Source organism: Acinetobacter sp. LipI_23 (genome assembly GCF_058243045.1).
In genome coordinates, this window is sequence record NZ_JBZAYJ010000001.1 from 1882522 (window position 1) to 1906096 (window position 23575).

Sequence of the window (23575 nt, forward strand, 5' to 3'; positions counted from 1 at the left end):
AGTGAAATGAAACAGACGTCCATACTGTTTCATTCAGGTAAGCCTAATCCTTGCTTACCTGTGCACTTAAATTGTCTTTTTTTATTTGTGGTTGACAAAGTTTTGCACTTCATCAAGGATAAGAAAACTCATGACAATAACAACCAGAGCAAATTATGTCAGCAACTCAGACTCATCCTGCGTATACAACTGATGTCCTCGGTGAAGGCTATGAACAATTAAAACTCAGTTTTCCAGACGATTATGAAGGTGCTGTATGCGCAACCCTCGTACGCAAAAAAGCACCGCAAAATACTCAAAAAGCTGTGCTGTATATCCATGGTTTTATTGACTACTTTTTCCAAACCGAAATGGCTGAACAATTTAATCAGCATGGTTATGATTTTTATGCGCTCGATTTAAGAAAATATGGTCGTTCTCACTTGAGCCATCAAAAATATTATAACGTCCGTGATCTCAACGAATATGATGCTGAGATTACCCAAGCCTTAGAGACCATTGGCAATGAAGGCCATACTGCGGTGCTGCTTGCAGGACACTCTACCGGTGGCTTAATCACGACTTTATACGCTGCGCACAATCCTAAGCATCCGCTGATCAAAGCACTTTGGGCCAATAGCCCTTTTTATGATTTTAATATGCATCCCATTAAGCGCAAACTTGGCGTGCCGCAGCTCAGTCGACTCGCAAAGCATTTTCCTGACCTCAAGTTTCCAAGTGAACTGAATAAATGGTATGTACCGAGCCTACATCAAAATGAGCATGGTGAATGGAACTTTGATTTGAAGTGGAAACAACCACGCTATTCTATGGTTCGGATCAGCTTTGTACGTGCAATCCATGAAGCACAGAAAGAAATTCATCGTGGTGGTTTGAAGCTCTCCGTCCCTGCACTCATCATGCATTCACATCAAACGCTTAACCCAAAGAAATGGGGCGTAGCCGCGCAAACCAGTGATGTGATTTTAGATGTTAAAGACATTGAAAAGCAGGCTAAAAATTTACAAGGTGACGTCAGTGTCGTGACCATTCAAAATGGTTTACACGACTTAGTCCTCTCTGCACCTGAAGTTCGTGCTGAAGTTTATGCTGAGCTGTTCCAGTGGCTCGAGCAAAAAATAGTGTAACTACACCTTTCCAACACAATTCATAATTTTTAAATTTTATATTTCTCAAGTAGCTGATGCGCAGGATGTCCATTCGGTGTCAGCTCAATGAGTCGCTCAACAGCATCAATCGCCTCTGGGTAACGTGCGACATGTTTAAACAACATATCGGTTTCATTGGCTTTAAAAATCGCACTGCTTAAACGTGACTCCAAGCAGTCGCGCCATGCACATAGAAATGGACTTTCTGTTTTAGGCAGTAAAACCCCTGAACAAAGTTTTAATGCGGTCTCAATATATGCAGCATCTAAGGCTTGCTCAGCTTGTAAAAAATCGGCCTCAATATGCGCCAAAATCCGATAGGGACGAGATCCCAACATACCACCAAGCAAGTCACGCAATTGTGACATTTCGGCCTTAAGTGTTCCCACACTCACCTTGCGCTCACCATATAAGGCCTGATGCAAAGTATCTAACGTCATGCCCTGTGGGCACAGCGCCAAGATGGTCAAAATTTCAATTTGTCGCGGTGTGAGGACCATCACTTTGCCATTGAAATGTACTTGTGGAACACCAAAAGCACGGATATACAACTGTTGACGCTGATATTCTAAGAGTGCCGTTTGGATGATAGATGCACAGCGCTCTGCTGCGAGTAGACCAAGGCTATTGTGGTTTTTCCATGTGGTGGATAAATCAATTACCCCAAGGACGTGTTTTGAGTAAGGGTCAATGATCGGCGCCGCATAACAGACCCAATCATGAATGGAGCTCATATAGTGTTCATTTGAAAAGACACAACTGGATTGTTGGGTTTTTAAGGATAAGGCCAATGCATTGGTCCCCACCAATTCCTCTCGCCACTGCCCGCCTTCAACAAAATGTACACTTTCTGCCGCATTACGCATTTGTCTGCTAGATGCACTCCAAATAATGGTACTACCAATATCGCCTACAGCCACCACCATAGACGACTGTTGTGCAATATGTCTCAGTTCATCTGCGCAATAACTCAAAGCATGTTGCAACGCTGAACCTTGTGACATGGAACCCTCAGAAATGGGCGCAGCAAAGCGATCTTTTGGAATTTCTGCGGAGTTAGAGCGCTGCCATGAACTTGCAATACTTTTTCCCAATTGTTCAGCTTGTACCGTCGAAATACTGCTACTGGTTCTTAGCTTTTCTATTTCTTGTCTTTTCTGTATTAAATGTTGCATTGCCATCATTCCTTATACTCAAAACAATTCCTGATATACGTCCACTGTATTACTTGGTTGTAAACATTTGTCAAAGCCGTGTAAACCTCCTTCCTTCCAACCTTTTTCCAACCTTATATTAGTTATGCTACTTAAATATTGTACAGATGTACCTTATACCAAAGCTGTAGATGCTTTTAAAAAATCAATAAGCAAAGGAACTTCAATATGCGCTATGTAGACCCTAACCAATCTGGTTCTAAAGTAGAATTTAAAGCACAGTATGACAACTTTATTGGTGGCGAGTGGGTTGCTCCAGTAAAAGGTGAATACTTTGAAAATATCTCTCCTGTCGACGGTAAAGTTTTTACAAAAGTCCCTCGCTCATCTGTAGAAGACATCGAACTTGCACTGGATGCTGCGCATAAAGCCAAAGAACAATGGAACAAATCTTCTCCTACTACACGTTCAAATTTACTCCTTAAAATTGCAGATCGTCTAGAACAAAATCTAGAAAAATTGGCTGTGGCTGAAACATGGGATAACGGTAAACCGATTCGTGAAACACTTGCAGCGGACATTCCTTTAGCCATTGACCATTTCCGCTATTTCGCAGGTTGTATCCGTGCGCAAGAAGGTGGCATTTCTGAAATTGATGAAGATACCATTGCCTATCACTTCCACGAACCATTAGGCGTGGTAGGACAAATCATTCCATGGAACTTCCCAATTTTGATGGCAACATGGAAAATTGCTCCTGCTTTGGCTGCGGGTAACTGTATTGTACTTAAACCTGCAGAACAAACCCCTGCGAGCATTTTGGTTTTAATTGAACTCATTCAAGATTTATTGCCTGCAGGCGTACTAAACGTAGTCAATGGTTACGGCGTAGAAGTTGGTCGCCCATTGGCAACCAATCCACGTATTGCCAAAATTGCATTCACAGGTTCGACTCAGGTCGGTCAATTGATCATGCAATACGCCACTGAAAACATCATTCCAGTGACTTTGGAGCTTGGTGGTAAATCTCCAAATATTTTCTTTGAAGATGTTATGGCGCAAGATGACGACTACCTAGACAAAGCACTCGAAGGCTTTGCTATGTTTGCGCTTAACCAAGGTGAAATCTGTACGTGCCCATCGCGCGCTTTAGTTCAAGAAAGCATTGCGGATAAATTCCTTGAAATGGCAGTTGAACGTGTAAAACGCATTAAAACGGGTCATCCGCTCGATACAGAAACGATGATTGGTGCGCAAGCTTCACTGGAACAACAAGAGAAAATCTTGGGTTGTATCGCAACAGGTCGCGGTGAAGGTGCACAAGTACTAACAGGTGGTAGTGAGCGTAATGAAGTGGGTTCTGGTTTCTATATTGAACCAACCATTTTCAAAGGCACCAATGACATGAAAATTTTCCAAGAAGAAATTTTTGGGCCTGTACTTTCAGTGGCAACATTCAAAGACTTTGACGATGCAATTAAAATTGCCAACGACACTATTTATGGTTTAGGCGCTGGTGTATGGTCACGTTCAGCACATACCTCTTACCGCGCAGGTCGTGCAATTCAATCGGGTCGCGTTTGGACCAACTGTTACCACATCTACCCTGCACATGCCGCTTTCGGTGGCTATAAAAAGTCAGGGATTGGTCGTGAAAACCACAAGATGATGTTAGAACATTATCAACAAACTAAAAACTTACTTGTGAGCTATGCAACCAAGCCTATGGGCTTCTTCTAAGCACTTAGCTTATTCGTATACAGTTCTCTATGTGTTTAGGGTGATTCGTTACCCTAAACATTTCTCCATCAAACATCAAACATCAAACATCAAACATCAAACATCAAACATCAAACATCAAACATCAAACATCAAACATCAAACATCAAAACAATAATTCAAAACTGTGTCATATAAATATTAGACAGGACGTCTAGTCGCTTGGTACTGAAATTGCATAAATATTGCATCCATCAAGCCATCTATAAAAACTCAAGATATGGAGCTTCACATGACAGATTCTCCCATTAACAGCTCAACGACTCCGCTCTCTACTTCAACAGTAAGCACATCTGACGACTATTTTGAAAAAAGGCAACTGAAACAAGGTGCTGTAGGCTGGCTATTATTAGTCGGTTTAGGCGTGGCTTATGTCATTTCAGGCGACTTTGCTGGCTGGAACTTCGGTCTTGCTCAAGGTGGCTGGGGCGGTATGTTTATCGCAACGGTTGTCGTAGCCATCATGTACTTATGCATGTGCCTGTCGATGTCTGAAATGGCCACCATGCTGCCCACTGCGGGCGGTGGCTATAGCTTTGCGCGTACCGCATTTGGTCCATTTGGCGGCTATCTCACTGGCACGGCGATTTTAATTGAATATGCCATCGCCCCTGCAGCCATCGCATGCTTTATTGGTGCCTACTGCGAGTCCTTATTTGGTGTCGGTGGATGGATCATTTATCTCATCTGCTATCTGGTTTTTATGGGTATTCATCTTAAAGGTGCAGGTGAAGCCCTCAAGATCATGTTTGTCATTACCGCCATTGCAGCCGTAGCTCTTTTTGTCTTTATCATCGCAATGGCACCACATTTTAACAGCGCCAACTTATTTAACATTGCACCGACTGAAAATATCGGTGCAAGTAGCTTCCTCCCGATGGGTTATATCGGCATTTGGGCGGCGGTGCCCTATGCCATTTGGTTCTTTTTAGCGGTAGAAGGTGTTCCACTTGCAGCAGAAGAAGCTAAAGATCCATCTAAATCATTACCGCGTGGTTTGATCGGTTCGATGCTGATTTTGGCCGCTTTTGCCCTACTTATTCTGTTCTTAGGTGCTGGTGCTGCTGGTGCAGAACAACTTAAAGAATCAGGCGCACCCTTAGTTGATGCACTGGTAGCCGTCTATGGTCAAAACAGCTGGTTAGGCAGCTTTGTCAATTTTGTCGGTCTGGCAGGTTTAATTGCAAGTTTCTTCTCCATCATCTATGCCTATTCACGTCAAATTTTCGCCTTATCCCGTGCGGGGTATTTACCGACCTCGTTATCACTGACCAATAAAAACAAAGCGCCCTATTTAGCGATTATTATTCCCGGCATCATTGGCTTTTTATTGTCCCTAACAGGTGAAGGTGATCTGCTCATCCTGATGGCGGTATTTGGTGCGACCATTTCTTATGTCTTGATGATGCTTTCTCACATTAAACTGCGCATCAGCCGTCCAGAATTACATCGTCCCTATAAAACCCCAGGTGGGATTGTCACCTCATCAATTGCTTTGATTTTAGCCAGTATTGCGGTGATAGCTGGTTTTGTGGTGGATCCTAAAGTTTGGTTTATGGCTGCCGCTATTTATGCGGTCTTTATTGCCTACTTTATTTTCCATAGTCGCCATCGACTCGTTCAAGGTACACCTGAAGAAGAGTTTGAAAGTATTCGTAAGGCCGAAAAAGACTTATAAAAGGACCTATGACATGGCTTATAAAACGTTGATTGGACATCAGCACTATGTGTTTAATGATTTAAAAACTTTAATGGCGAAAGCAACCCCGCTGCGCTCAGGTGATCAACTTGCAGGTGTTGCAGCGGAAAATGCCACGGAACGTGTTGCTGCACAAATGGCACTGGCCGATGTTCCATTAAAGCAGTTTTTAACTGAAGCGCTGATCAGCTATGAACAGGATGAAATAACCCGCCTGATTATCGATGAGCACCGTAGTGATTTATTTGCACCAATTTCACATTTTACCGTAGGAGACTTTCGTAACTGGCTACTCAGTGAAGATGCGACTACGCAGAAATTACAACAACTTGCGCTCGGTTTAACCCCTGAAATGGTGGCTGCGGTGAGTAAGATTATGCGCAACCAAGACCTCATCTTGGTTGCAAGTAAATGTGAAGTCATCACCCAATTTCGCAACACCATTGGTTTAAAAGGTCATCTCTCGACCCGTTTACAACCGAATCATCCGACTGATGATCTCTTGGGGATATCGGCCAGTATTTTAGATGGCTTGATGTATGGCAATGGTGATGCCGTCATTGGGATTAATCCTGCAACCGATAACCTACAAAATTTATCGGAGCTGCTCAAACTACTCGATCATGTGATCCAAGAGCATCACATTCCGACCCAGTCTTGCGTGCTGACGCATATCAGTTCAGGGATTCAACTGGCTGAGCAAAATGTGCCGATTGATTTAATGTTTCAATCGATTGCAGGCACACAGCGCGCCAACGAAGGTTTCGGCATTAACCTTGAATTATTACGTGAAGGCTATGAAGCAACACTGGCTCTCAAGCGTGGGACTGTGGGACAAAATGTGATGTATTTTGAAACAGGTCAAGGCAGTGCTTTATCTAGTAATGCACATCACGGCGTAGATCAGCAAACCTTAGAAGTCCGTGCCTATGCAGTAGCTCGTAAATTTAACCCACTACTGGTAAATACTGTGGTTGGCTTTATTGGACCAGAGTATTTATACAATGGCAAACAAATTATCCGTGCAGGCTTGGAAGACCATTTTTGTGGAAAGCTCTTAGGCTTACCTATGGGCTGTGACATTTGCTATACCAACCATGCCGATGCCGACCAAAACGACATGGATGTACTACTCACCCTATTCGGTGCAGCAGGTCTGAACTTTATTATGGGCATTCCGGGTTCGGATGACGTCATGCTGAACTATCAAACCACGTCATTTCATGATGCGCTGTATTTAAGGCAACTTCTGGGCTTAAAAGCCGCACCTGAGTTTGATCTTTGGTTGGCTGAACAAGGCATTTTTAAACAACAGCAGCAACACATTCTCTGGCCGGAACATATTCCGCCACAATTTGAAAAACTTTTGCATATATAAGGAGCAACTTATGTCACTTGTTCCTCTAGAAAACTATCAATCTGAACAGCATCAGGATGTTTGGGAAAACTTAAAAAAATTTACCGATGCACGTATTGCCATTGGTCGCGCTGGTTGTAGCATCCCGACCCATGAACTGCTGAAATTTCAACTGGCGCATGCGGAAGCGCAAGATGCCGTACATCAACCTTTAGATGTCGAACACTTAGTTGCGAGTCTTAATACACTAGGTTTGGATAGTTTAACGGTACACAGTCAAGCTGAAAATAAGCAAGAATACTTAAAACGTCCTGACTTAGGTCGCCTGTTAAGTCCAGCTTCACAACATGGCTTAGAGGTTTTTAAAGCCAGTAACCCGCAAAACTATGATGTCTGTATTGTGATTGGTGATGGACTATCTGCACGGGCGATTGAAGAAAATACAGTTCCTTTTATTCAGCACCTTATCCCGCAGCTGCAAGCAGAACACTGGAGCATTGCACCGATGGTTATTGCTACTGGAAGCCGAGTCGCTTTGGGTGATCCAGTTGCAGAGTGCCTACAGGCGACTATGCTCGTGATGCTGATTGGCGAAAGGCCTGGCCTAAGCTCACCTGATAGTATGGGCATTTACTATACATGGAAAGCAGCCTCAGGCACTTTGGATGCTAAACGCAACTGTATTTCAAATATTCGACCTGCAGGCTTAAGCATTCCTGTTGCAGTACAACGACTACTGTCTCTCATGCGTGGCTCTAAGAAACTCGGTTACTCAGGTGTAGACTTAAAAGATGAACATGAAATGGTCAGTCTAGACACGGAACATGCGCCTAAGCGTTTATTTTAATTTGAAGCAGATCAGCCGTAATTTTATGGCTGATCTTAAATGGTGTGTTCTTTTAACTTGTATTTTAGCTCGCTTTATTCAGCGCTTGTTCTACAAAATGTAGGCGATCTTGGCCCCAATACATTTCATCACCCACAAAGAATGTCGGTGCGCCGAAAATGCCACGTTGAATGGCTAATTCTGTTTCAGTGATCAGTTTTTGTTTCACCACATCCGACTGAACCATACTCATAATATCTTCTACAGAAAAGCCACTCGGTTTTAACACTTCTGCCAAGACAGTAGGTTCATTGAGATTTTGTGGTGTACCAAACATCGCATCGAATAAAAGTTTCAAAACTTGCTCAAACTTTTCTAGATGCAACAATTGAACGCCTGTCAAAATGCGCATTAGGGTTAAAGTATTCATCGGAAAATGCGGATTCATTTGCATTGGGATATGGTAATACTCCGCCCAGCGCTGCATATCTAAGATTGAATAGACCCCTTTGACAGGAATCTCTATCGGACTACGATTGCCTGTTGCTTTAAACACCCCGCCCAATAAAATAGGCTTATACACAATCTGAATCTCTTGTTGCTCTGCCATTTGCAGTAAACGATAGTAGGCCAAATAGCTATATGGGCTGCCCAAATCAAAATAAAATTCTACGCTTTTCATGCTTTGTCCTTTTACCACGTTTCCATCCAAGGTCTTAAATCTAACTCATGCGTCCATGCATCGCGCGGTTGCTGCGACAAATGCCAATAATCTTCTGCAATATGCACGGGATTTAATATGCCATCCTGTTCTTTACGCGCGTACATTTCAGGAAAAGTGTCTTTAATAAAATCAGTATCAATTGCCCCATCCACCACCACGTGTGCCACATGAATATTTTTCGGGCCGAGCTCACGTGCCATACTTTGGGCTAAGGCACGCAGTGCATGTTTCGCCCCTGCAAAAGCGGCAAAGTTTGCTGCACCTCTTATGCCTGCGGTTGCACCCGTGAAAATAATGCTCCCATGTTCACGTATGACCATACGCTTCGCCACTTCACGCCCAGTCAAAAACGCACCAAAGCAAGCCATTTCCCAAATTTTAAAATACTTACGTGCAGTTTCTTCTAAAATACTACACGGCACATTCGCCCCAATGTTAAACACTAAAACATCGATTTCACCAATATTGGCTTCAATTTCTTCCACCAAAGCGATGACTTGATTTTCTTTACGTGCATCAGAAGCAAAGCCATATGCAAGACCACCTTCAGCTTCTATCTCTGCAATTAAAGGCTGGAGTTTTTCGGCATTTCTTCGCGTCATGCAGGCGATGTATCCACCACGTGCAAACCGTTTTGCGATTTCGCCCCCTGTAGCATCTCCTGCGCCAATCACTAACGCGACTTTCTTTTCAGCATCAGTCTTTTGCAACTGCTGTTCTGGCTGTAATCCATCCATAAATCCACTCCCTTTATAAAATAACGATCGTTATCATAACGATCACTATGTTATAGTTTTCAGCATCAGTCAATTTTATTTTGATGAAACCCCTATGCGCTATAAAACAGGCTATAAAGAAGAAAAACGTCAAGAGTTGCTTAAAATCAGTGCTCAACTGGCCAAGAAGCAAGGCTTTGCCAATACAGGTGTCGACGGTTTTATGAAAGCGGCTCAAATGACCAGCGGTGCTTTTTATTCGCATTTTTCATCAAAACATGAATTATTTGAAGCACTGATCCAGTCCGAGTTACAACACAGCTTTCAAGCATGGCAAGCCAATCCGCATGACAACCTCGAAGAGTGGATTGACTTCGAACTTGAACGTTATTTAGCGCTGTCTCATGTGCAACGTCCAGATCAAGGCTGTGTTATTCCCTCTCTTGCAGCCGAAGTAGCACGTAGTAGTGAAACAACAAAACTGTGTTTTCAACAGGAAATGCTTCGTGGTCACGCACTCTTTACACAACATCTAGGCAGTGAAACACAAGCTTGGGCGGTACTATGTCAACTGGTCGGCGCAATCGTCATGGCGCGCAGCATGGCGGATGAACATCTACAAAGAGAAATTTTAAGTTCAAGCAAATGGATGATTAAAAACATGCTGCAGCGCAAGTGAAAGCTTGGATTGAATTTATAGTTTTTTTCTGCATCTTTTCTGATTTATTGCCTTCAACTTCTGTGCATTTCCCTGTACATTTTTACACTCCTTTAACGCCTGTGAACGAGCCAGCTATGACGACACTACCCGACACCATTTACGCGATTCAGCATCTTGCTTTTGAAGATTTGGGCGCATGGGAAGATGTGTTATATCAATTGGGTTATCGGGTACGATATTTCGAAGCAGGCAAAGATGACTTAGCTAAAGCGTTGAACTACACAGGTCTAACTGTCATCTTAGGTGGCCCGATTGGGGTATATGAAACTGAAGATTACCCTTTCTTACAAAAAGAAATAGACTTACTAAAAGTTCGTTTAGAAAAGAATTTACCGACTTTAGGCATTTGCTTAGGTGCACAATTAATTGCACACGCACTCGGTGCAAAAGTATATGCAGGTCATAGCAAAGAAATTGGCTGGAGTCAGTTACAGCTCAATACCGTTGAACATAACCCGCTACAAGCACTGGTAGGAACTGAAGTGCTACATTGGCATGGCGACACCTTTGAACTCCCTGCTCAAGCTGAACTGTTGGCCAGCTCAGAAGTTTATCCCAACCAAGCTTTTCGTGTAGGCAAAAATATTCTTGGCTTACAGTTCCATCCTGAAGTCGCAGCGGACGGTTTAGAAAAATGGCTCATCGGGCATACTGCTGAGCTTCGTCAAGCGAACATCAATATTCCAGCATTGCGTGCAGATAACCAACGCTTTGCAGCTCAACTAGAGCATGTCTCTGGACAAGTTTTGGCAGCGTATTTAAAAGCACTGGTTTAATAATTCAGCCATAATCCGCTCAATGCGCCTATTGCTCTAACTTTTAAGTTTACAGCGGACATAAAAAAGCACCTCTATGAGGTAATGCCAGTCAGTTAAGAAATTGACTGGCATTTTCTTGGGTACTTTTGAGGCTTTATTTTGACGACTCTAGGGCATTGCCTTGATCTTCTTTCAGGCAAAACAAACATTTTAGACTGTTCCAGCAAACGCTCTAAATGCTTGGGCAAATTCCCTGCCGATTCCAGCGGAGTATGCCTTAATATATTGATAATGCTGATTGAAGCAATATGGAAACTGATACGCAAAGGGCTGACTTTCGCCCGTTGAGCCATAAATTTCATTTGCCTTCTAAGAATATTATAAGCAATCAATACACCCCATAATTCCTGATACACCAATTCAGGCTGCTTGCTTCTTAAATGCATCCCATCTTGCAGGTCGCTCTTGATTTCACGGTAGCACATCTCGATTTCCCAGCGCTGAGCATACAGCGTACTGACCTCTTCCAGAGGATAAGCCTTTGAATCTAATAATGATGTAACGTATCGTCTAACCCTTCCAGACTGTTCAGTTTCAATCAGGCGGGCTTCCCAATAGTCACCTAAATCCGGATTCAGTTTCTTCGCTCTTGGAGAAACAGGCATTCTGATTTGAAAGTCATGCGCTGAGTTTTTCCTGATAATTTCATAGCGCAGATTGTCTTTAGCCCGCATAAGCCAATGGCAGTTTTCCCGAGACTGCCACCCTGATAAGAAATCAGCAGAGAAGTAGGCCCGGTCAAATAAAGTCAGGCTATTTGCAGGCACTTTCAATTTCTTCGCTAAAGTCAGCTCGCCTTGATCCATACTTCCAATCCCGGCATCAATCACTTCATGAGTATTGGTGTTAATCAGGCAAACCGCTCTGGCTTGCGGCCAAGGTGCTGCTATCGTTTTGCCTTTGGAAGAACCGAAGTGCCTGAAGTTCTCATCTGTGTGGGGCATGGACCAGACGGCTCCATCTACAGCGCAGATGCTTAGGCCATGAAAGGCGGAATATTGCGGCTGAGAATCTTCAAACCATGTCTGACTCAGTGTATTGAACAGGACATTTAAAGGCTCCAGACCCAAGCGCTGTCTGGCCTGCACTGATGCGCTTGGGGCGCAGCTTTCAGCCGTGCCAAAAACCAGCTGCAGCTGCTGAACAACATACCAGATGGGCTGGTCGCGGAACAATGCAAGTCCAATAACTAGCCATACAGCATGCTCTGCGGGGAGTTTTCTTTTTCTGACCGATGCTTTCCCGGTCCGTTTTAAACAGTCTTCAATCCAGTTTAAATCAATTAATTCGCTAAAATTAGAAAGTGAAGGAGCTGTCTGCTGAAATGCTGAACTTAAATTCTGAGAAAAAGTCATAAAAAAATGAGCGTATCTGGATACGCTCATTTTTACCGCATTTCAGCTATTTTGTCTTAACTGATCAGCATTACCTCTATGAGGTGCTTTTTTGGTAGATATCGCTTATTTTGCAGCAGCTTTAGGCTGTGGAACTGATGCTTCAGTGGTGATATTCACAGTGATTTTATCACCCACGTTTGGCACGTATGCGCCTACACCAAAAGCAGAACGGTCAAATGAAGTGGTTGCATTGAAACCAATTGACTGTGCTTTGGTCATTGGGTGCTCACCTTGCTTATTCAACACGGCATCTAAAACGACAGGCTTTGTCACATTTTTAATGGTTAAATCACCTGTGATTTTGTATTTGTTTGCACCAACCGCTTGTACTTTTGTACTCTTGAAAGTGATCTTTGGATATTTTGCTGCATCAAAGAAATCCCCGCCTTGCAAGTGCTCATCTAAAGCTTTTACGTTGGTGTTTAAGCTAGATAAAGGAATCGTTACATTCACCGATGAATTTGCAGGTTTTGCATTATCAACATTAATTACACCCTGAATGTCGCTGAAGTTAGCAGATGGAGTTGAAAAACCAAAGTGGCTCCATGTGAAAACTGTTGCTGTATGTGTAGGGTCAATTTGATAGGCCACAGGTTTCGCCATAGCAAATGTAGTCGCAGTTGCAACAGCCAAACCGATTGTTAAAGCTTTAAAGTTCATGTTTTTATCTCACATTGGAATACTGCTTAGTCTATAGAGTTCTACAACGAATACATCTATAAAGATAAAACGATATGTTGCAACTTTAGAACGATATAATTGTTTTTAAATGTAGCGACTTACCTACACCTGATATTGAATAAAACCCGTCTTCTTCACGACTTTATTATAAAGTTGTTGTGCGACCAAATTGTCCTGATGGGTGAGCCAATAAACCCGATCACAGGCTCGCTTTTCGGTATGCATTTTGACGTGTTCGATTAAAGCTCTTGCAATTCCTAGCCCATGATAGTCCTCATGGGTAAACACATCTTGTAAGTATGCGTACTATCATGCTCTATCACATCCACAATGCCTACAAGCCGACCTGCTATATAAGTGCAGCAAACCATACATATATAGTCAAACTACTTTATTATCCATACATTATTATAAGAAAACTCTAAATAATTCATCGACTTATTTGTATTTGTTTTATAATGATTTGACTATATTCACGCTTAGAATCAGTCAGTTTATGCCATGTGTTTTCAGATATCTGTTCCAATAAATCAACCTGATAAAATGCCTGATAAGCTTGCCATAGTGTAACCCAGATCGACTGATCGATTTCTGTCAGTGGCACAATTTGAATATTTCGTACTTCCATTTGGCTCTCAAAGTACTATTTATTTTTGTAAGGCTTATATTTAAGCTAAAATCACCACAAAGAAAAAGCCTTATTGAATCGCTTCAATAAGACTTCTTTTAGACGTGACAACCATCATAGTTTTTCAATCAGAATCCGATCAATCAACTTCATACCTGTCTGCTTTTCATGGTTTTTACGACGGATCTTAATTTGCTTATCTTCTGCTAAATCTTGCAATAACAGTTCAACAGCAACCATCGCCTCCAAAGGTAGATCTGGTCCAATCCACTTCTGTTCGCCCGCATCCATCAATACAACTTCATCATGAATTTGATCGTACAAGCTCATATCATCACCTAAAATTTATGCAGCTACTTCAGCAGCAGCTTGCATATTATATACGCCATTCAAAATAAAAGACGCCCCTAAACTGGAGCGTCCTTCAAACAGTTAATTTTAAAAATTAAGCTGTCAATTCTTTTACCGCAGCAACAACTGCTTCAGTGGTAATACCGAAGTATTGGTATAAGTCTTTCGCAGGTGCAGATTCACCATAAGTCGTCATACCAATTACACGACCGTCTAAACCTACAAACTTCCACCAGTAGTCTACGTGCGCTGCTTCAACAGCAACACGCGCACGAATATTTGATGGAAGAACCGCTTCACGGTACGCTGCATCTTGCTTCACAAATTCTTCTGCACATGGCATAGACACGACACGCACACCTTCAAGTTGAGCATGTGCTTCCATTGCTAAAGATACTTCAGAACCCGTCGCGATAATAATCGCTTTTAATTCGCCTTTTTCTTCAGCCAATACATAACCACCTTTCGCTACATTTGCAATTTGTGCATCTGTACGTGTTTGGAATGGTAGGTTTTGACGAGAGAAGATCAACGCAGTTGGGCCTTCTGAACGTACAAGTGCAGATTTCCAAGACACCGCTGCTTCAACTGTGTCACATGGACGCCAAGTATTTAAGTTTGGTGTACCACGTAAAGACGCAATTTGCTCTACAGGTTGGTGCGTTGGACCATCTTCACCCAAACCAATTGAGTCATGTGTATATACATGGATTACACGTTGTTTCATTAACGCAGACATACGTACTGCATTACGCGCATATTCCATAAACATGAGGAATGTTGCAACGTAAGGAATGAAACCACCGTGAAGCGCAACACCGTTTGCAATGGCAGTCATACCAAACTCACGTACGCCATAGTGTACGTAGTTACCTGCTGGATTGTCTTGAACGCCTTGGCAACCTTTCCAAAGTGTTAAGTTAGAGCCAGCTAAGTCCGCAGAACCGCCTAATAATTCAGGCAATAATGGACCGAAAGCTTGTAATGTGTTTTGGCTTGCTTTACGTGTAGCAATGGTTTCCGCTTTTGCATTGGTGTCAGCAATAAACGCATCTGCTTGAGCAAGGAATTCAGCTGGCAATTCACCTGAAAGGCGACGTTTCAATTCAGCTGCTTCAGTTGGATATTTTGCTGCATATTGAGCAAATAATTCATTCCAAGCTGCTTCAGAAGCCGTCCCTTTTGCTTTTGCATCCCATGCTGCATAAACGTCAGCAGGAATTTCAAATGGACCTTCAGTCCAGCCCAATGCCTCACGTGTTAATGCAATTTCGTCATTACCTAGCGGTGCACCGTGGCAGTCTTCTTTACCTTGCTTATTTGGTGAACCTAGACCAATAATCGTTTTACAGATAATGATCGTTGGTTTTTTCGTTTCAGCTTTTGCTTGCAAAGTTGCAGCACGTAATGCATCTGCATCATGACCATCAGCTTTAAGTACTTGCCAACCATACGCCAAGAAACGTTGCTCTGTATCGTCAGAGAACCAACCTTCTACTTCACCATCAATCGAAATACCGTTGTCGTCATAGTAAGCAATCAGTTTACCTAGACCTAGTGTGCCTGCAAGTGAACATGCTTCGTGAGAAACACCTTCCATTAAACAGCCATCACCTAAGAAACAGTAAGTGAAATGATCAACAACGCTCATCTCATCTTTGTTGAACTGCGCTGCTAAGGTTTTTTCAGCTAGAGCAAAACCAACTGCGTTTGCAATCCCCTGACCAAGCGGGCCAGTTGTCGTTTCAATACCTGGTGCATAACCTAATTCTGGGTGACCCGGCGTTTTAGAGTGCAGTTGACGGAATGCTTTTAAATCTTCAATTGATAAATCATAGCCCGTAAGGTGCAATAACGCATATTGCAGCATAGAGCCGTGACCATTTGATAATACAAAACGGTCACGGTTCGCCCATTGCGGGTTAGTCGGGTTATGGTTGAAAAACTCACGCCATACCACATCAGCGATATCAGCCATCCCCATTGGCGCACCTGGATGTCCAGAGTTTGCTTTTTGCACAGCATCCATTGCCAATACACGAATTGCGTTTGCAATACGACGTTCGTTAAGCGGGGTTGTCATAGGTCAGAGTCCAAACAAATGATTTAAAGAGTAAGATGAATAGAATTCAAAGATAGGTGTATTGTCTTAAAAAAAGAGGAATGGGTAAAGCCTAATGGACAATATTTCGCTATTTATTCATCATCAATGTCTAATAAATGCGGGCATTGCCTAAAATCACAACAATTTCACTCAGAAATGTCTCTCTAGCTTCTTCTAGTTCAAATTCCACACGATAGAATGGCCAACTTTTTAAAAACAAAGCTCGGCTACCCTATTCACTAATCAGAACAAACCGTTATCCTTGAGTATCAAACACATCACAGGATACATTTGTATTTTTTACATACAATTAAACATCCATAGTGAATTTTATTCATTTTTTTAGATTTTTCATGAATTAGTACAAATTATAGATGATTTTATGATACTTATTTTGAGCATTTTTTATTTATCCACTTAACACCCAAGCCAAAAAATACTCAAACAAACTATTGTTTTACAATTAGATATAACCAAAGCACAAAATCTCATGATACGCACCCATAAACTTTGAATAACAAGCCTTTACTTTGTCATTTCGAACTAAAAATAAACGCTATATCAATTTTTTAGATGCTTATATCAGATAAAAAGTCGTTGAATTGAAATAAATTCAGTCATTTTGGTCGTGTAGAACTGGCTCAAACGGCTAAGTCGATGTACCATATTGCGTCTTTTAAATTAACTGTGATAGGACTTATGCGCGAGTACGCTGTATTTACCTCGGAATCTGTAAGCGAAGGCCATCCAGATAAAATGGCTGACCAAATCAGTGATGCTATCTTGGATGCGATCTTAAAAGAAGACCCATATGCGCGGGTTGCTTGTGAAACGCTTGTAAAAACGGGTGCGGTAGTACTTGCAGGTGAAATCACAACAACTGCAAATGTTGACTTCGAAGCGATTGTTCGTCAAACCGTAAATGGCATTGGTTACCACCATTCTGACCTTGGTTTTGATGGTTCAACATGTGCTGTGATCAACATGATTGGTAAACAGTCACCAGAGATTGCTCAAGGTGTTGACCGTCAAAAGCCTGAAGATCAAGGTGCAGGTGACCAAGGCTTAATGTTTGGTTATGCAAGCCGTGAAACTGACGTGCTTATGCCTGCTCCAATTTCATATGCACACCGTTTAATGGAAAAGCAAGCTGAGCTACGTCGTAGTGGCGCTTTACCATGGTTACGTCCAGATGCAAAAAGCCAAGTGACTTTTGCTTATGAAAATGGCATGCCTGTTCGTTTAGATGCAGTCGTATTATCTACTCAGCACGATCCTGAAATTTCTCAAAGCAACTTAAAAGAAGCTGTGATTGAAGAAATCGTGAAAAAAGTGATCCCTGCTGAAATGTTCCATGCAGACACCAAATTCCACATCAACCCAACAGGAATGTTTGTGATTGGTGGTCCAGTAGGTGACTGTGGTTTAACAGGTCGTAAAATCATTGTAGACACTTACGGTGGCATGGCGCGTCACGGTGGTGGTGCTTTCTCTGGTAAAGATCCATCTAAGGTTGACCGTTCTGCTGCATATGCAGGTCGTTATGTTGCGAAAAATATCGTAGCAGCGGGTCTTGCAGACAAATGTGAAATTCAAGTGTCTTATGCCATTGGTGTGGCTGAGCCAACATCTATTTCGATCAATACCTTCAATACAGCAAAAGTATCTGAAGAGCTGATCATTGCGTTAGTCCGTGAACACTTCGACTTACGTCCATACGGGATCACTCGTATGCTTGACCTCATTCAACCGATGTATAAGCAAACTGCTGCTTATGGTCACTTCGGTCGTGAAGGTTCAGATACTGCATTTACTTGGGAAAAAACAGACAAAGTGGAAGCGCTTAAAGCTTCAGCTGGTCTATAAGTTTGATCCAAAAAGAAACCCGCTTAATGCGGGTTTTTTTATTTTAACTGATGGACTATTTTCCATCAGTTCAGTCGTGAAGTCATTGAACCTCACTACTTGGGTTTGTTGTCATGGTTAAGTACATCAAAGAGCGAAGTCACGGCAGCTGGTTCGCTGTTTCGGTCAGCCAAATAGACTTGTACAGATTTAACGATAATCGCTGCTGCAAGACATGCAACAATACAGAAAATCCAAAATCCAAAAGGACTTCGAATATTATGTGATCCACAGTTTGGACAGTCTTTATCTGTTGATGCGACAACTGTTTCACAACATGCGCAGTGGTATTGATAGAGCATGGCTTTACCCCCCTTGTTTTTGTCCTTTCTTGTTTTTATTGTCCATCACCCTGCCTCACAGAATGTTAGATTCATTTATCTTATGTGAGTATTTGTTGAGACTCAAGCGCAATTCACCTGAAGTGATGTCAGCAACGGCTTACACTGAAAGATCAATCAATTGATTTAACGCATATTCCTCTTTATAACACCGAATCATGACAATTTCATTTTGTAACATAATAGTTTTTGACGTATTCCAAAGTATTTGCTTAAAACCCTTTAGTTTTCTCGCGATTGTTTATTAAAATAAGATGCAACGATGAGGAAGAAAGAATGGTTCAGTTGATTAAAAAAGGCGGTTTACGCGAACGTGCCAACCGCAGTCGTAGCTATAAGGGCTCAGAAAATACCGAAGCGACATTGCAGCCCAACCGCTATGAGCAAAGTAAAAAAGACGAAGTTTCTATCTTGGAACAGGCTCCATCATCTAAAGAGCTTAAAAATGACTTAGATGTAGATTGCGAGAGCATCGTACCAAAGCCATAAAGCAAAAATTAGGAACAGCCCGCCAGAAAAAATGTCAATATAACTTCCTGAACGTTGGTATGCCGCCTTAATTTTAGGTAATGACAAAAGCAACATCAGTAGTGCAAAAGTCATAAAAGTTTGAATGGGAATAATGACCGCAAGTTGCATTTTTAAATAGGGACTTGCGCTAGAACTCAGTGCCAATGAAAACACACTACTGAAATAAATTAGCGTTTTCGGGTTAGACAAGTTAGTCAGCAAACCTGACATGAAATAATGGTTGGCCTTTGGTGGAGGCAGTTTTTGACCATCATCTAGCAAGGCTTCTTGCTGCATTGCGCTGAGGCCTGCTTTCAACATAAGCCAACCCATACGTGCAAGGAACACCCCACCAACCACCATCAATACTTGTTGAATCCACGGCATTTTGTCGATGAGTACGGTAAAACCTAACAAGGTTAAAACCACCCAAACGACGATTCCAACAGAAATACCTAAGATCGTTTTTAAAGTATTTTTTTGTGTGACCGAAGCTGAACTTTTAGCAATCAGCAAAACATCAGGACCAGGACTTAGCTGCGCAACAAAATGCAATGCGCAAATCGTGAAAAGCAATGACATAAAAAAGCGGCATAAATTTTAAAAAATAATTATATCGTTTGTTATATTTATTTTAAATCATAAGCACTTAAAACATTTTCATAAAGATAAAAAAGCCGAATTAGAACTCGGCTTTAAAATTAGGTATGAAATTATTTATTCACATCTTTCATTTCAATTTTTTTCGCCTCTGGCGTAACTTCTCGTGCTTCGCCATCAATAATACTCGAGTCACGATAAGCTGAACTGCCCTGCTGTTGCTGCATTTCTTGCATCTGACGCATGATATCTGCAAATGGGTTTTGACCTTGGGTACCACCGCCCATGCCATTCATATCCCCCATCATGCCACCCATCATTTTTTCCATCATCGCTTGCTGACGTTTCATCATCACGTTCATCAGCGCGCCCGTCATGGCTTTTTGTACCGCAGGAATAAGCAATAACACGGCAACCACGTCTGTCACCAAGCCAGGAATCAATAAAAGAAAACCCGCAATGATTTTTGGCAGATTGTTTGTTAATGCAGGATCTGCACCCATCTGGCCCGCTTGCATTTGCTGCATTTGTGGCATTAAACCTGCTGAATACTTACGAATCAGGCTCATACCAATAAAGAAAGCGGCAATAAACCAGAAGAACACGTACCACATGCTACCAACGAGGTCGCCCACGCCAATCCATACGAAGACTTCGAGAATGACACCAGCTAATATAAAAAGAAATAATTTCATGAAAATTAATCTAATCTCAACAAAATGAATAAGGTGCAAGAATCAAGTGCTCAATCTACATCAAGCTTTTTTGATACGCTTATGTAACAATATGGGCATATTATTTTTTTTAAAGGGCAAGCATGTCATTAATTATTGGTATTGACCCCGGTTCTCGCCTCACAGGCTACGGTATTATTCAAAAAGAAGGTCAAAAACTAATTTTTGTCGATGCTGGCACCATTCGTACCGAAGCTGCTGATATGCCTGAACGGCTAAAACGTATTTTTGCAGGGATTGATCGTATTGTAAAATTTCATGGCCCAACCGAAGCCGCAGTTGAGCAAGTATTTATGGCACAAAACCCTGACTCCGCACTGAAGCTAGGGCAAGCACGCGGGGCTGCTATTGCTGCACTGGTAAACCTTGACCTACAAGTTGCAGAATACACCGCACGCCAGATTAAACAGTCGGTGGTCGGTTATGGCGCTGCGGACAAAGAACAAGTACAAATGATGGTGATGAGACTCCTAAACCTGAGCATCAAACCACAGCAAGATGCCGCCGATGCTCTCGCTGCTGCTATTTGTCATGCACATGCTTCAGGCAGTATGACCAAGCTTGCTGTACTCAATGCTCTCGGCGGTATGGCGCGCGGACGCAGCCGTAGTAGCTCTCGTCGACGCTAAGCTAAGTGTTAAGTGAGATGGTTTTTAAAGTCTTTACGCATTTCACATACTGACGGTGCTTTGGGATAAGTTGCTATCAGCATTCTTCCCGAAATGCGTAAATTTTTCTTTTGAGCAGGATCGATACGGATAAAGACCAATTCTTCTGGCTCATTGCGATGGTTGATCTCACAAATCATAATAGTGTAGTTTTTTTCGATCACTTTATAACGACCAAATGCCTGCTGTACGATTTGTTTAAAATTTTTCTGTCCACCTGATGGTGCAAGTTGGGTATAAATCACCAACAGTATGCATGCACCAACCACCAAGGCCACCAGTAAGTATTTATCCATTCTTCCTCCCCCACTTTTACCATTATTCGAAGTCTTTAAATTTTAGGCTTGATTGCGTTATATCGCATTTTCTTACTACTCAATAGTTCTTATGCTACTTCAATATTCTTACTTGGAAGCATTTACTTTATTTTCTTCTATCTGAAAAGAATTAAATAATTTTAAAGAATCACGCTGAATTTTTTCCCAATGTGGCAGAAGCTCCGCATGGAAATCTATATCCAAATTACTAGTATTAAAACCATAATTTGGTACATGACTATTTAATTCACACGCCGTAGCACCACTTGGATATGAAGCACACGCAATGACTACACCAATGCCTTTCCCGTTTTCTTCTTTCCAGTAAATTTTTTTAGAAATATTATCTTGCTCCCCCAAATCTATTTCATAAAGTGACAAACTTGAATTAAATTTCTTCTCTGAATTAATCTCACTTATGCTCATATCTTTTCGAGCACCCATTCGTTTACTTAAATAAAATTTCAATGAAGGCGTATAATCAAAAAACGTTTTGTCGTCTCCCCACTCATCCTTCCAAGTACCACGTTGTAATAGAGTGAAAGCGATGTCACTGTGTTGATTTGAGGAAAGCCTAAAACCTTCTGAAGGATGCATTTCTGGCCATTTCACAAGAAATGTGGCGTTACCGATTTGATCCTTACAATCTTTGGTATTATGCAGCTCTCTATAGCCTTTCTCCCAGTAACTGACATCTTGATATTCAACTCTTGCAAAAAATAAATATCGTCGATCTATACGCATTTTCTGATCGCCAAAACTTCCGCACTCATAAGGTTTTTCTTTTAAGCTCGGTATATCACTTGGTTCTAATACGCTAACAATAACGCTCAAAATGACGATAATGATTGGTGACAATAGTATAAAGATCAAAAAATGTTTTAGCTGAATCGGCTTTCTAAGAAAATCTAAAATCATAAGTCATCTTATTTAATTATTCATTTTTTTCATGTACTCCTAAAATTAACACAAAGTATTTGAGATATAGTATTTTTTTATTCAAAATACCCATCATATAAAAAGCCCATCAAATGAGATGGGCTTTTTAGCAAGGACAAATACTTACTTCATGCTTGCAAAAACTTCTTTCGCTGCTTGCAGCGTAAATTCTATATCTTCATCAGAGTGAGCAGCTGAAATAAAGCCAGCTTCAAATGCGGAGGGTGCAAGGTTCACACCACGGTCTAACATACCGTGGAAGAACTTACGGAATGCATCGATATCACACTTCAGCATCGAGTCGAAGCTGGTAATGTCTTCTTGATCTGTAAAGTACAAACCAAACATACCGCCTACTTGTTGTGTTTTAAAAGCAATACCCGCTTCATCAGCTGCGGCTTGTAAACCTACAAGAAGTTTTTCTAGCTGCGCTGTCAATTTTTCATAGAAACCATCTTGGCGCAGGTGTTTAAACATCTCAATCCCTGCACGCATTGCAAGTGGATTCCCCGACAGTGTTCCAGCTTGGTAAACTTTACCCAGTGGCGCAATACACTCCATCACTTCTCGTTTCCCACCAAAAGCACCCACGGGTAAGCCTGCACCAATAATTTTACCCAAGGTGGTTAAATCTGGAGTCACGCCATAGTGAGCTTGTGCACCACCCAATCCAACACGGAAACCAGTCATCACTTCATCTATGATAAAAACAGAACCATGTTCATCACATACGTCACGAATCGCTTGTAAGAAGCCGTCGATTGGTTTGACTAGGTTCATGTTCCCTGCCACAGGCTCCACAATCACGCCTGCAATCTCTGAACCAAACTTAGCAAAGCACTCTTTTAAAGTGGCTATATCGTTATATGGAAGAGTCAGTGTGTGTTTGGCAAAGCCGGCAGGAACACCTGCTGAAGTTGCTTCGCCTTCGCCGCTGGTTAACAAACCAGAGCCTGCCTTGACCAACAGTGAATCTGAGTGACCGTGGTAACAGCCTTCAAATTTTACAATCTTGTCACGACCTGTATAACCACGCGCAAGACGAATAGCTGTCATGGTAGCTTCAGTACCTGAGTTGGTCATACGAACCAGCTCAATTGACGGCATAATTTCGCAAATAATGTCGGCTAAAGTCGTTTCATGTACGGTAGGCGCACCGAAACTTAAACCATCCACTGCAGCATTCTGAACTGCTTTAATAATTTCAGGATGAGCATGACCTAAAATCATTGGTCCCCATGAGCCCACATAGTCTACATAGCGCTTACCATCCACATCGTACAAGTATGCACCTTGCGCCTTTTCAATAAAGACAGGCGTTCCGCCTACGCTATTAAATGCACGTACAGGTGAGTTCACACCACCCGGAATATGTTTGCTTGCTTGTTTAAACAATTGTTCTTGCTTTGGAGATAAGCTCATGAAGTTACTCAACTCAAAAAATAAAAAAACATCTAA

The 23575-nt window shown here is 42.0% G+C and carries 23 protein-coding genes and 1 pseudogene; 10 read left to right on the top strand and 14 right to left on the bottom strand.

Annotation, left to right across the window (positions count from 1 at the left end; translation table 11 throughout):
• Window positions 1–155 precede the first annotated feature (155 nt).
• On the top strand, window positions 156–1127 hold the full coding sequence (locus AC4CVD_RS09270) for an alpha/beta hydrolase (RefSeq protein WP_490737927.1): 972 nt from the start codon (window positions 156–158) through the stop codon (window positions 1125–1127).
• A 29-nt stretch (window positions 1128–1156) separates the two neighbouring features.
• Here the strand turns inward: AC4CVD_RS09270 and AC4CVD_RS09275 are convergent, their stop codons facing one another.
• The gene (locus AC4CVD_RS09275) at window positions 1157–2332 is read right to left on the bottom strand and encodes a helix-turn-helix domain-containing protein (protein WP_005401132.1); all 1176 of its coding nucleotides are present in this window, start codon (window positions 2330–2332) and stop codon (window positions 1157–1159) included.
• Between the two features lie 198 nt (window positions 2333–2530).
• Here AC4CVD_RS09275 and exaC point away from each other — a divergent pair, with 198 nt between their 5' ends.
• The 4 genes from exaC (at window position 2531) to eutC (ending at window position 7984) form a co-directional block, all read left to right on the top strand.
• A complete protein-coding gene (exaC, locus tag AC4CVD_RS09280; protein WP_078388662.1) occupies window positions 2531–4042 on the top strand; it encodes an acetaldehyde dehydrogenase ExaC in 1512 nt (503 codons plus the stop codon).
• Window positions 4043–4313: 271 nt separating this feature from the next.
• Window positions 4314–5759, top strand: a complete 1446-nt coding sequence (gene eat / locus AC4CVD_RS09285) for an ethanolamine permease (RefSeq protein ID WP_125281353.1) — start codon at window positions 4314–4316, stop codon at window positions 5757–5759.
• A gap of 13 nt (window positions 5760–5772) precedes the next feature.
• The gene (locus AC4CVD_RS09290) at window positions 5773–7158 is read left to right on the top strand and encodes an ethanolamine ammonia-lyase subunit EutB (protein WP_490752964.1); all 1386 of its coding nucleotides are present in this window, start codon (window positions 5773–5775) and stop codon (window positions 7156–7158) included.
• A gap of 10 nt (window positions 7159–7168) precedes the next feature.
• Window positions 7169–7984: an ethanolamine ammonia-lyase subunit EutC gene (eutC, locus tag AC4CVD_RS09295; RefSeq protein ID WP_490752966.1), complete on the top strand. Its 816-nt coding sequence runs from the start codon at window positions 7169–7171 to the stop codon at window positions 7982–7984.
• A gap of 64 nt (window positions 7985–8048) precedes the next feature.
• Here the strand turns inward: eutC and AC4CVD_RS09300 are convergent, their stop codons facing one another.
• Together AC4CVD_RS09300 and AC4CVD_RS09305 are read right to left on the bottom strand one after the other, a co-directional pair.
• Window positions 8049–8645: a 2-hydroxychromene-2-carboxylate isomerase gene (locus AC4CVD_RS09300; RefSeq protein WP_114836916.1), complete on the bottom strand. Its 597-nt coding sequence runs from the start codon at window positions 8643–8645 to the stop codon at window positions 8049–8051.
• Between the two features lie 11 nt (window positions 8646–8656).
• Window positions 8657–9424, bottom strand: a complete 768-nt coding sequence (locus AC4CVD_RS09305; protein ID WP_114836913.1) for an SDR family oxidoreductase — start codon at window positions 9422–9424, stop codon at window positions 8657–8659.
• A gap of 94 nt (window positions 9425–9518) precedes the next feature.
• On the opposite strand from AC4CVD_RS09305, the gene AC4CVD_RS09310 reads away from it, so the two are divergent.
• Together AC4CVD_RS09310 and AC4CVD_RS09315 are read left to right on the top strand one after the other, a co-directional pair.
• Window positions 9519–10082 (top strand): TetR/AcrR family transcriptional regulator, encoded by a 564-nt coding sequence (locus tag AC4CVD_RS09310; protein ID WP_114836914.1) that lies wholly within the window; start codon window positions 9519–9521, stop codon window positions 10080–10082.
• Between the two features lie 116 nt (window positions 10083–10198).
• Window positions 10199–10900, top strand: coding sequence for a glutamine amidotransferase (locus AC4CVD_RS09315; protein WP_490752968.1), 702 nt, complete (start codon window positions 10199–10201; stop codon window positions 10898–10900).
• Window positions 10901–10995: 95 nt separating this feature from the next.
• Here AC4CVD_RS09315 and AC4CVD_RS09320 read toward each other — a convergent pair whose 3' ends face one another.
• From AC4CVD_RS09320 to tkt, 5 genes and pseudogenes are all read right to left on the bottom strand, one after another.
• Window positions 10996–12297 (bottom strand): IS4 family transposase, encoded by a 1302-nt coding sequence (locus AC4CVD_RS09320; protein WP_039891156.1) that lies wholly within the window; start codon window positions 12295–12297, stop codon window positions 10996–10998.
• 105 nt (window positions 12298–12402) lie between these two features.
• Window positions 12403–12999 (bottom strand): YceI family protein, encoded by a 597-nt coding sequence (locus AC4CVD_RS09325; protein WP_114837831.1) that lies wholly within the window; start codon window positions 12997–12999, stop codon window positions 12403–12405.
• A gap of 123 nt (window positions 13000–13122) precedes the next feature.
• Window positions 13123–13648, bottom strand: a pseudogene (locus AC4CVD_RS09330) (GNAT family N-acetyltransferase).
• A 114-nt stretch (window positions 13649–13762) separates the two neighbouring features.
• Complete coding sequence (locus AC4CVD_RS09335) at window positions 13763–13978, bottom strand: hypothetical protein (RefSeq protein ID WP_004696769.1); 216 nt, start codon at window positions 13976–13978, stop codon at window positions 13763–13765.
• 115 nt (window positions 13979–14093) lie between these two features.
• A complete protein-coding gene (tkt, locus tag AC4CVD_RS09340) occupies window positions 14094–16082 on the bottom strand; it encodes a transketolase (RefSeq protein WP_279045414.1) in 1989 nt (662 codons plus the stop codon).
• Window positions 16083–16802: 720 nt separating this feature from the next.
• On the opposite strand from tkt, the gene metK reads away from it, so the two are divergent.
• Window positions 16803–17969: a methionine adenosyltransferase gene (gene metK / locus AC4CVD_RS09345; protein WP_004984924.1), complete on the top strand. Its 1167-nt coding sequence runs from the start codon at window positions 16803–16805 to the stop codon at window positions 17967–17969.
• A gap of 95 nt (window positions 17970–18064) precedes the next feature.
• Here metK and AC4CVD_RS09350 read toward each other — a convergent pair whose 3' ends face one another.
• Window positions 18065–18310 (bottom strand): hypothetical protein, encoded by a 246-nt coding sequence (locus AC4CVD_RS09350; RefSeq protein WP_005401120.1) that lies wholly within the window; start codon window positions 18308–18310, stop codon window positions 18065–18067.
• A 315-nt stretch (window positions 18311–18625) separates the two neighbouring features.
• On the opposite strand from AC4CVD_RS09350, the gene AC4CVD_RS09355 reads away from it, so the two are divergent.
• Entirely contained in the window at window positions 18626–18838 is a 213-nt protein-coding gene (locus tag AC4CVD_RS09355) for a hypothetical protein (RefSeq protein WP_490752970.1), read from the top strand.
• Here AC4CVD_RS09355 and AC4CVD_RS09360 read toward each other — a convergent pair.
• Together AC4CVD_RS09360 and AC4CVD_RS09365 are read right to left on the bottom strand one after the other, a co-directional pair.
• Window positions 18800–19441: a LysE family transporter gene (locus tag AC4CVD_RS09360; RefSeq protein WP_490752972.1), complete on the bottom strand. Its 642-nt coding sequence runs from the start codon at window positions 19439–19441 to the stop codon at window positions 18800–18802. The genes AC4CVD_RS09355 and AC4CVD_RS09360 overlap by 39 nt on opposite strands.
• A 131-nt stretch (window positions 19442–19572) precedes the next feature.
• Complete coding sequence (locus tag AC4CVD_RS09365; protein WP_490752973.1) at window positions 19573–20154, bottom strand: FxsA family protein; 582 nt, start codon at window positions 20152–20154, stop codon at window positions 19573–19575.
• A gap of 122 nt (window positions 20155–20276) precedes the next feature.
• On the opposite strand from AC4CVD_RS09365, the gene ruvC reads away from it, so the two are divergent.
• A complete protein-coding gene (gene ruvC / locus AC4CVD_RS09370) occupies window positions 20277–20822 on the top strand; it encodes a crossover junction endodeoxyribonuclease RuvC (RefSeq protein ID WP_004984936.1) in 546 nt (181 codons plus the stop codon).
• A gap of 8 nt (window positions 20823–20830) precedes the next feature.
• Here ruvC and AC4CVD_RS09375 read toward each other — a convergent pair whose 3' ends face one another.
• From AC4CVD_RS09375 to hemL, 3 genes are all read right to left on the bottom strand, one after another.
• A complete protein-coding gene (locus AC4CVD_RS09375; RefSeq protein ID WP_490752974.1) occupies window positions 20831–21157 on the bottom strand; it encodes a hypothetical protein in 327 nt (108 codons plus the stop codon).
• 108 nt (window positions 21158–21265) lie between these two features.
• Entirely contained in the window at window positions 21266–22096 is an 831-nt protein-coding gene (locus AC4CVD_RS09380; protein ID WP_490752976.1) for a hypothetical protein, read from the bottom strand.
• Between the two features lie 144 nt (window positions 22097–22240).
• Window positions 22241–23539: a glutamate-1-semialdehyde 2,1-aminomutase gene (hemL, locus tag AC4CVD_RS09385; RefSeq protein WP_490752978.1), complete on the bottom strand. Its 1299-nt coding sequence runs from the start codon at window positions 23537–23539 to the stop codon at window positions 22241–22243.
• Window positions 23540–23575: the final 36 nt, after the last annotated feature.

Bases quoted from the DNA above. Each gene is read 5' to 3' on its own strand.
- AC4CVD_RS09270 (WP_490737927.1), top strand. From the start codon at position 156: ATGTCAGCAACTCAGACTCATCCTGCGTATACAACTGATGTCCTCGGT.
- AC4CVD_RS09275 (WP_005401132.1), bottom strand. From the start codon at position 2,332: ATGATGGCAATGCAACATTTAATACAGAAAAGACAAGAAATAGAAAAG.
- exaC (WP_078388662.1), top strand. From the start codon at position 2,531: ATGCGCTATGTAGACCCTAACCAATCTGGTTCTAAAGTAGAATTTAAA.
- eat (WP_125281353.1), top strand. From the start codon at position 4,314: ATGACAGATTCTCCCATTAACAGCTCAACGACTCCGCTCTCTACTTCA.
- AC4CVD_RS09290 (WP_490752964.1), top strand. From the start codon at position 5,773: ATGGCTTATAAAACGTTGATTGGACATCAGCACTATGTGTTTAATGAT.
- eutC (WP_490752966.1), top strand. From the start codon at position 7,169: ATGTCACTTGTTCCTCTAGAAAACTATCAATCTGAACAGCATCAGGAT.
- AC4CVD_RS09300 (WP_114836916.1), bottom strand. From the start codon at position 8,645: ATGAAAAGCGTAGAATTTTATTTTGATTTGGGCAGCCCATATAGCTAT.
- AC4CVD_RS09305 (WP_114836913.1), bottom strand. From the start codon at position 9,424: ATGGATGGATTACAGCCAGAACAGCAGTTGCAAAAGACTGATGCTGAA.
- AC4CVD_RS09310 (WP_114836914.1), top strand. From the start codon at position 9,519: ATGCGCTATAAAACAGGCTATAAAGAAGAAAAACGTCAAGAGTTGCTT.
- AC4CVD_RS09315 (WP_490752968.1), top strand. From the start codon at position 10,199: ATGACGACACTACCCGACACCATTTACGCGATTCAGCATCTTGCTTTT.
- AC4CVD_RS09320 (WP_039891156.1), bottom strand. From the start codon at position 12,297: ATGACTTTTTCTCAGAATTTAAGTTCAGCATTTCAGCAGACAGCTCCT.
- AC4CVD_RS09325 (WP_114837831.1), bottom strand. From the start codon at position 12,999: ATGAACTTTAAAGCTTTAACAATCGGTTTGGCTGTTGCAACTGCGACT.
- AC4CVD_RS09335 (WP_004696769.1), bottom strand. From the start codon at position 13,978: ATGAGCTTGTACGATCAAATTCATGATGAAGTTGTATTGATGGATGCG.
- tkt (WP_279045414.1), bottom strand. From the start codon at position 16,082: ATGACAACCCCGCTTAACGAACGTCGTATTGCAAACGCAATTCGTGTA.
- metK (WP_004984924.1), top strand. From the start codon at position 16,803: ATGCGCGAGTACGCTGTATTTACCTCGGAATCTGTAAGCGAAGGCCAT.
- AC4CVD_RS09350 (WP_005401120.1), bottom strand. From the start codon at position 18,310: ATGCTCTATCAATACCACTGCGCATGTTGTGAAACAGTTGTCGCATCA.
- AC4CVD_RS09355 (WP_490752970.1), top strand. From the start codon at position 18,626: ATGGTTCAGTTGATTAAAAAAGGCGGTTTACGCGAACGTGCCAACCGC.
- AC4CVD_RS09360 (WP_490752972.1), bottom strand. From the start codon at position 19,441: ATGTCATTGCTTTTCACGATTTGCGCATTGCATTTTGTTGCGCAGCTA.
- AC4CVD_RS09365 (WP_490752973.1), bottom strand. From the start codon at position 20,154: ATGAAATTATTTCTTTTTATATTAGCTGGTGTCATTCTCGAAGTCTTC.
- ruvC (WP_004984936.1), top strand. From the start codon at position 20,277: ATGTCATTAATTATTGGTATTGACCCCGGTTCTCGCCTCACAGGCTAC.
- AC4CVD_RS09375 (WP_490752974.1), bottom strand. From the start codon at position 21,157: ATGGATAAATACTTACTGGTGGCCTTGGTGGTTGGTGCATGCATACTG.
- AC4CVD_RS09380 (WP_490752976.1), bottom strand. From the start codon at position 22,096: ATGATTTTAGATTTTCTTAGAAAGCCGATTCAGCTAAAACATTTTTTG.
- hemL (WP_490752978.1), bottom strand. From the start codon at position 23,539: ATGAGCTTATCTCCAAAGCAAGAACAATTGTTTAAACAAGCAAGCAAA.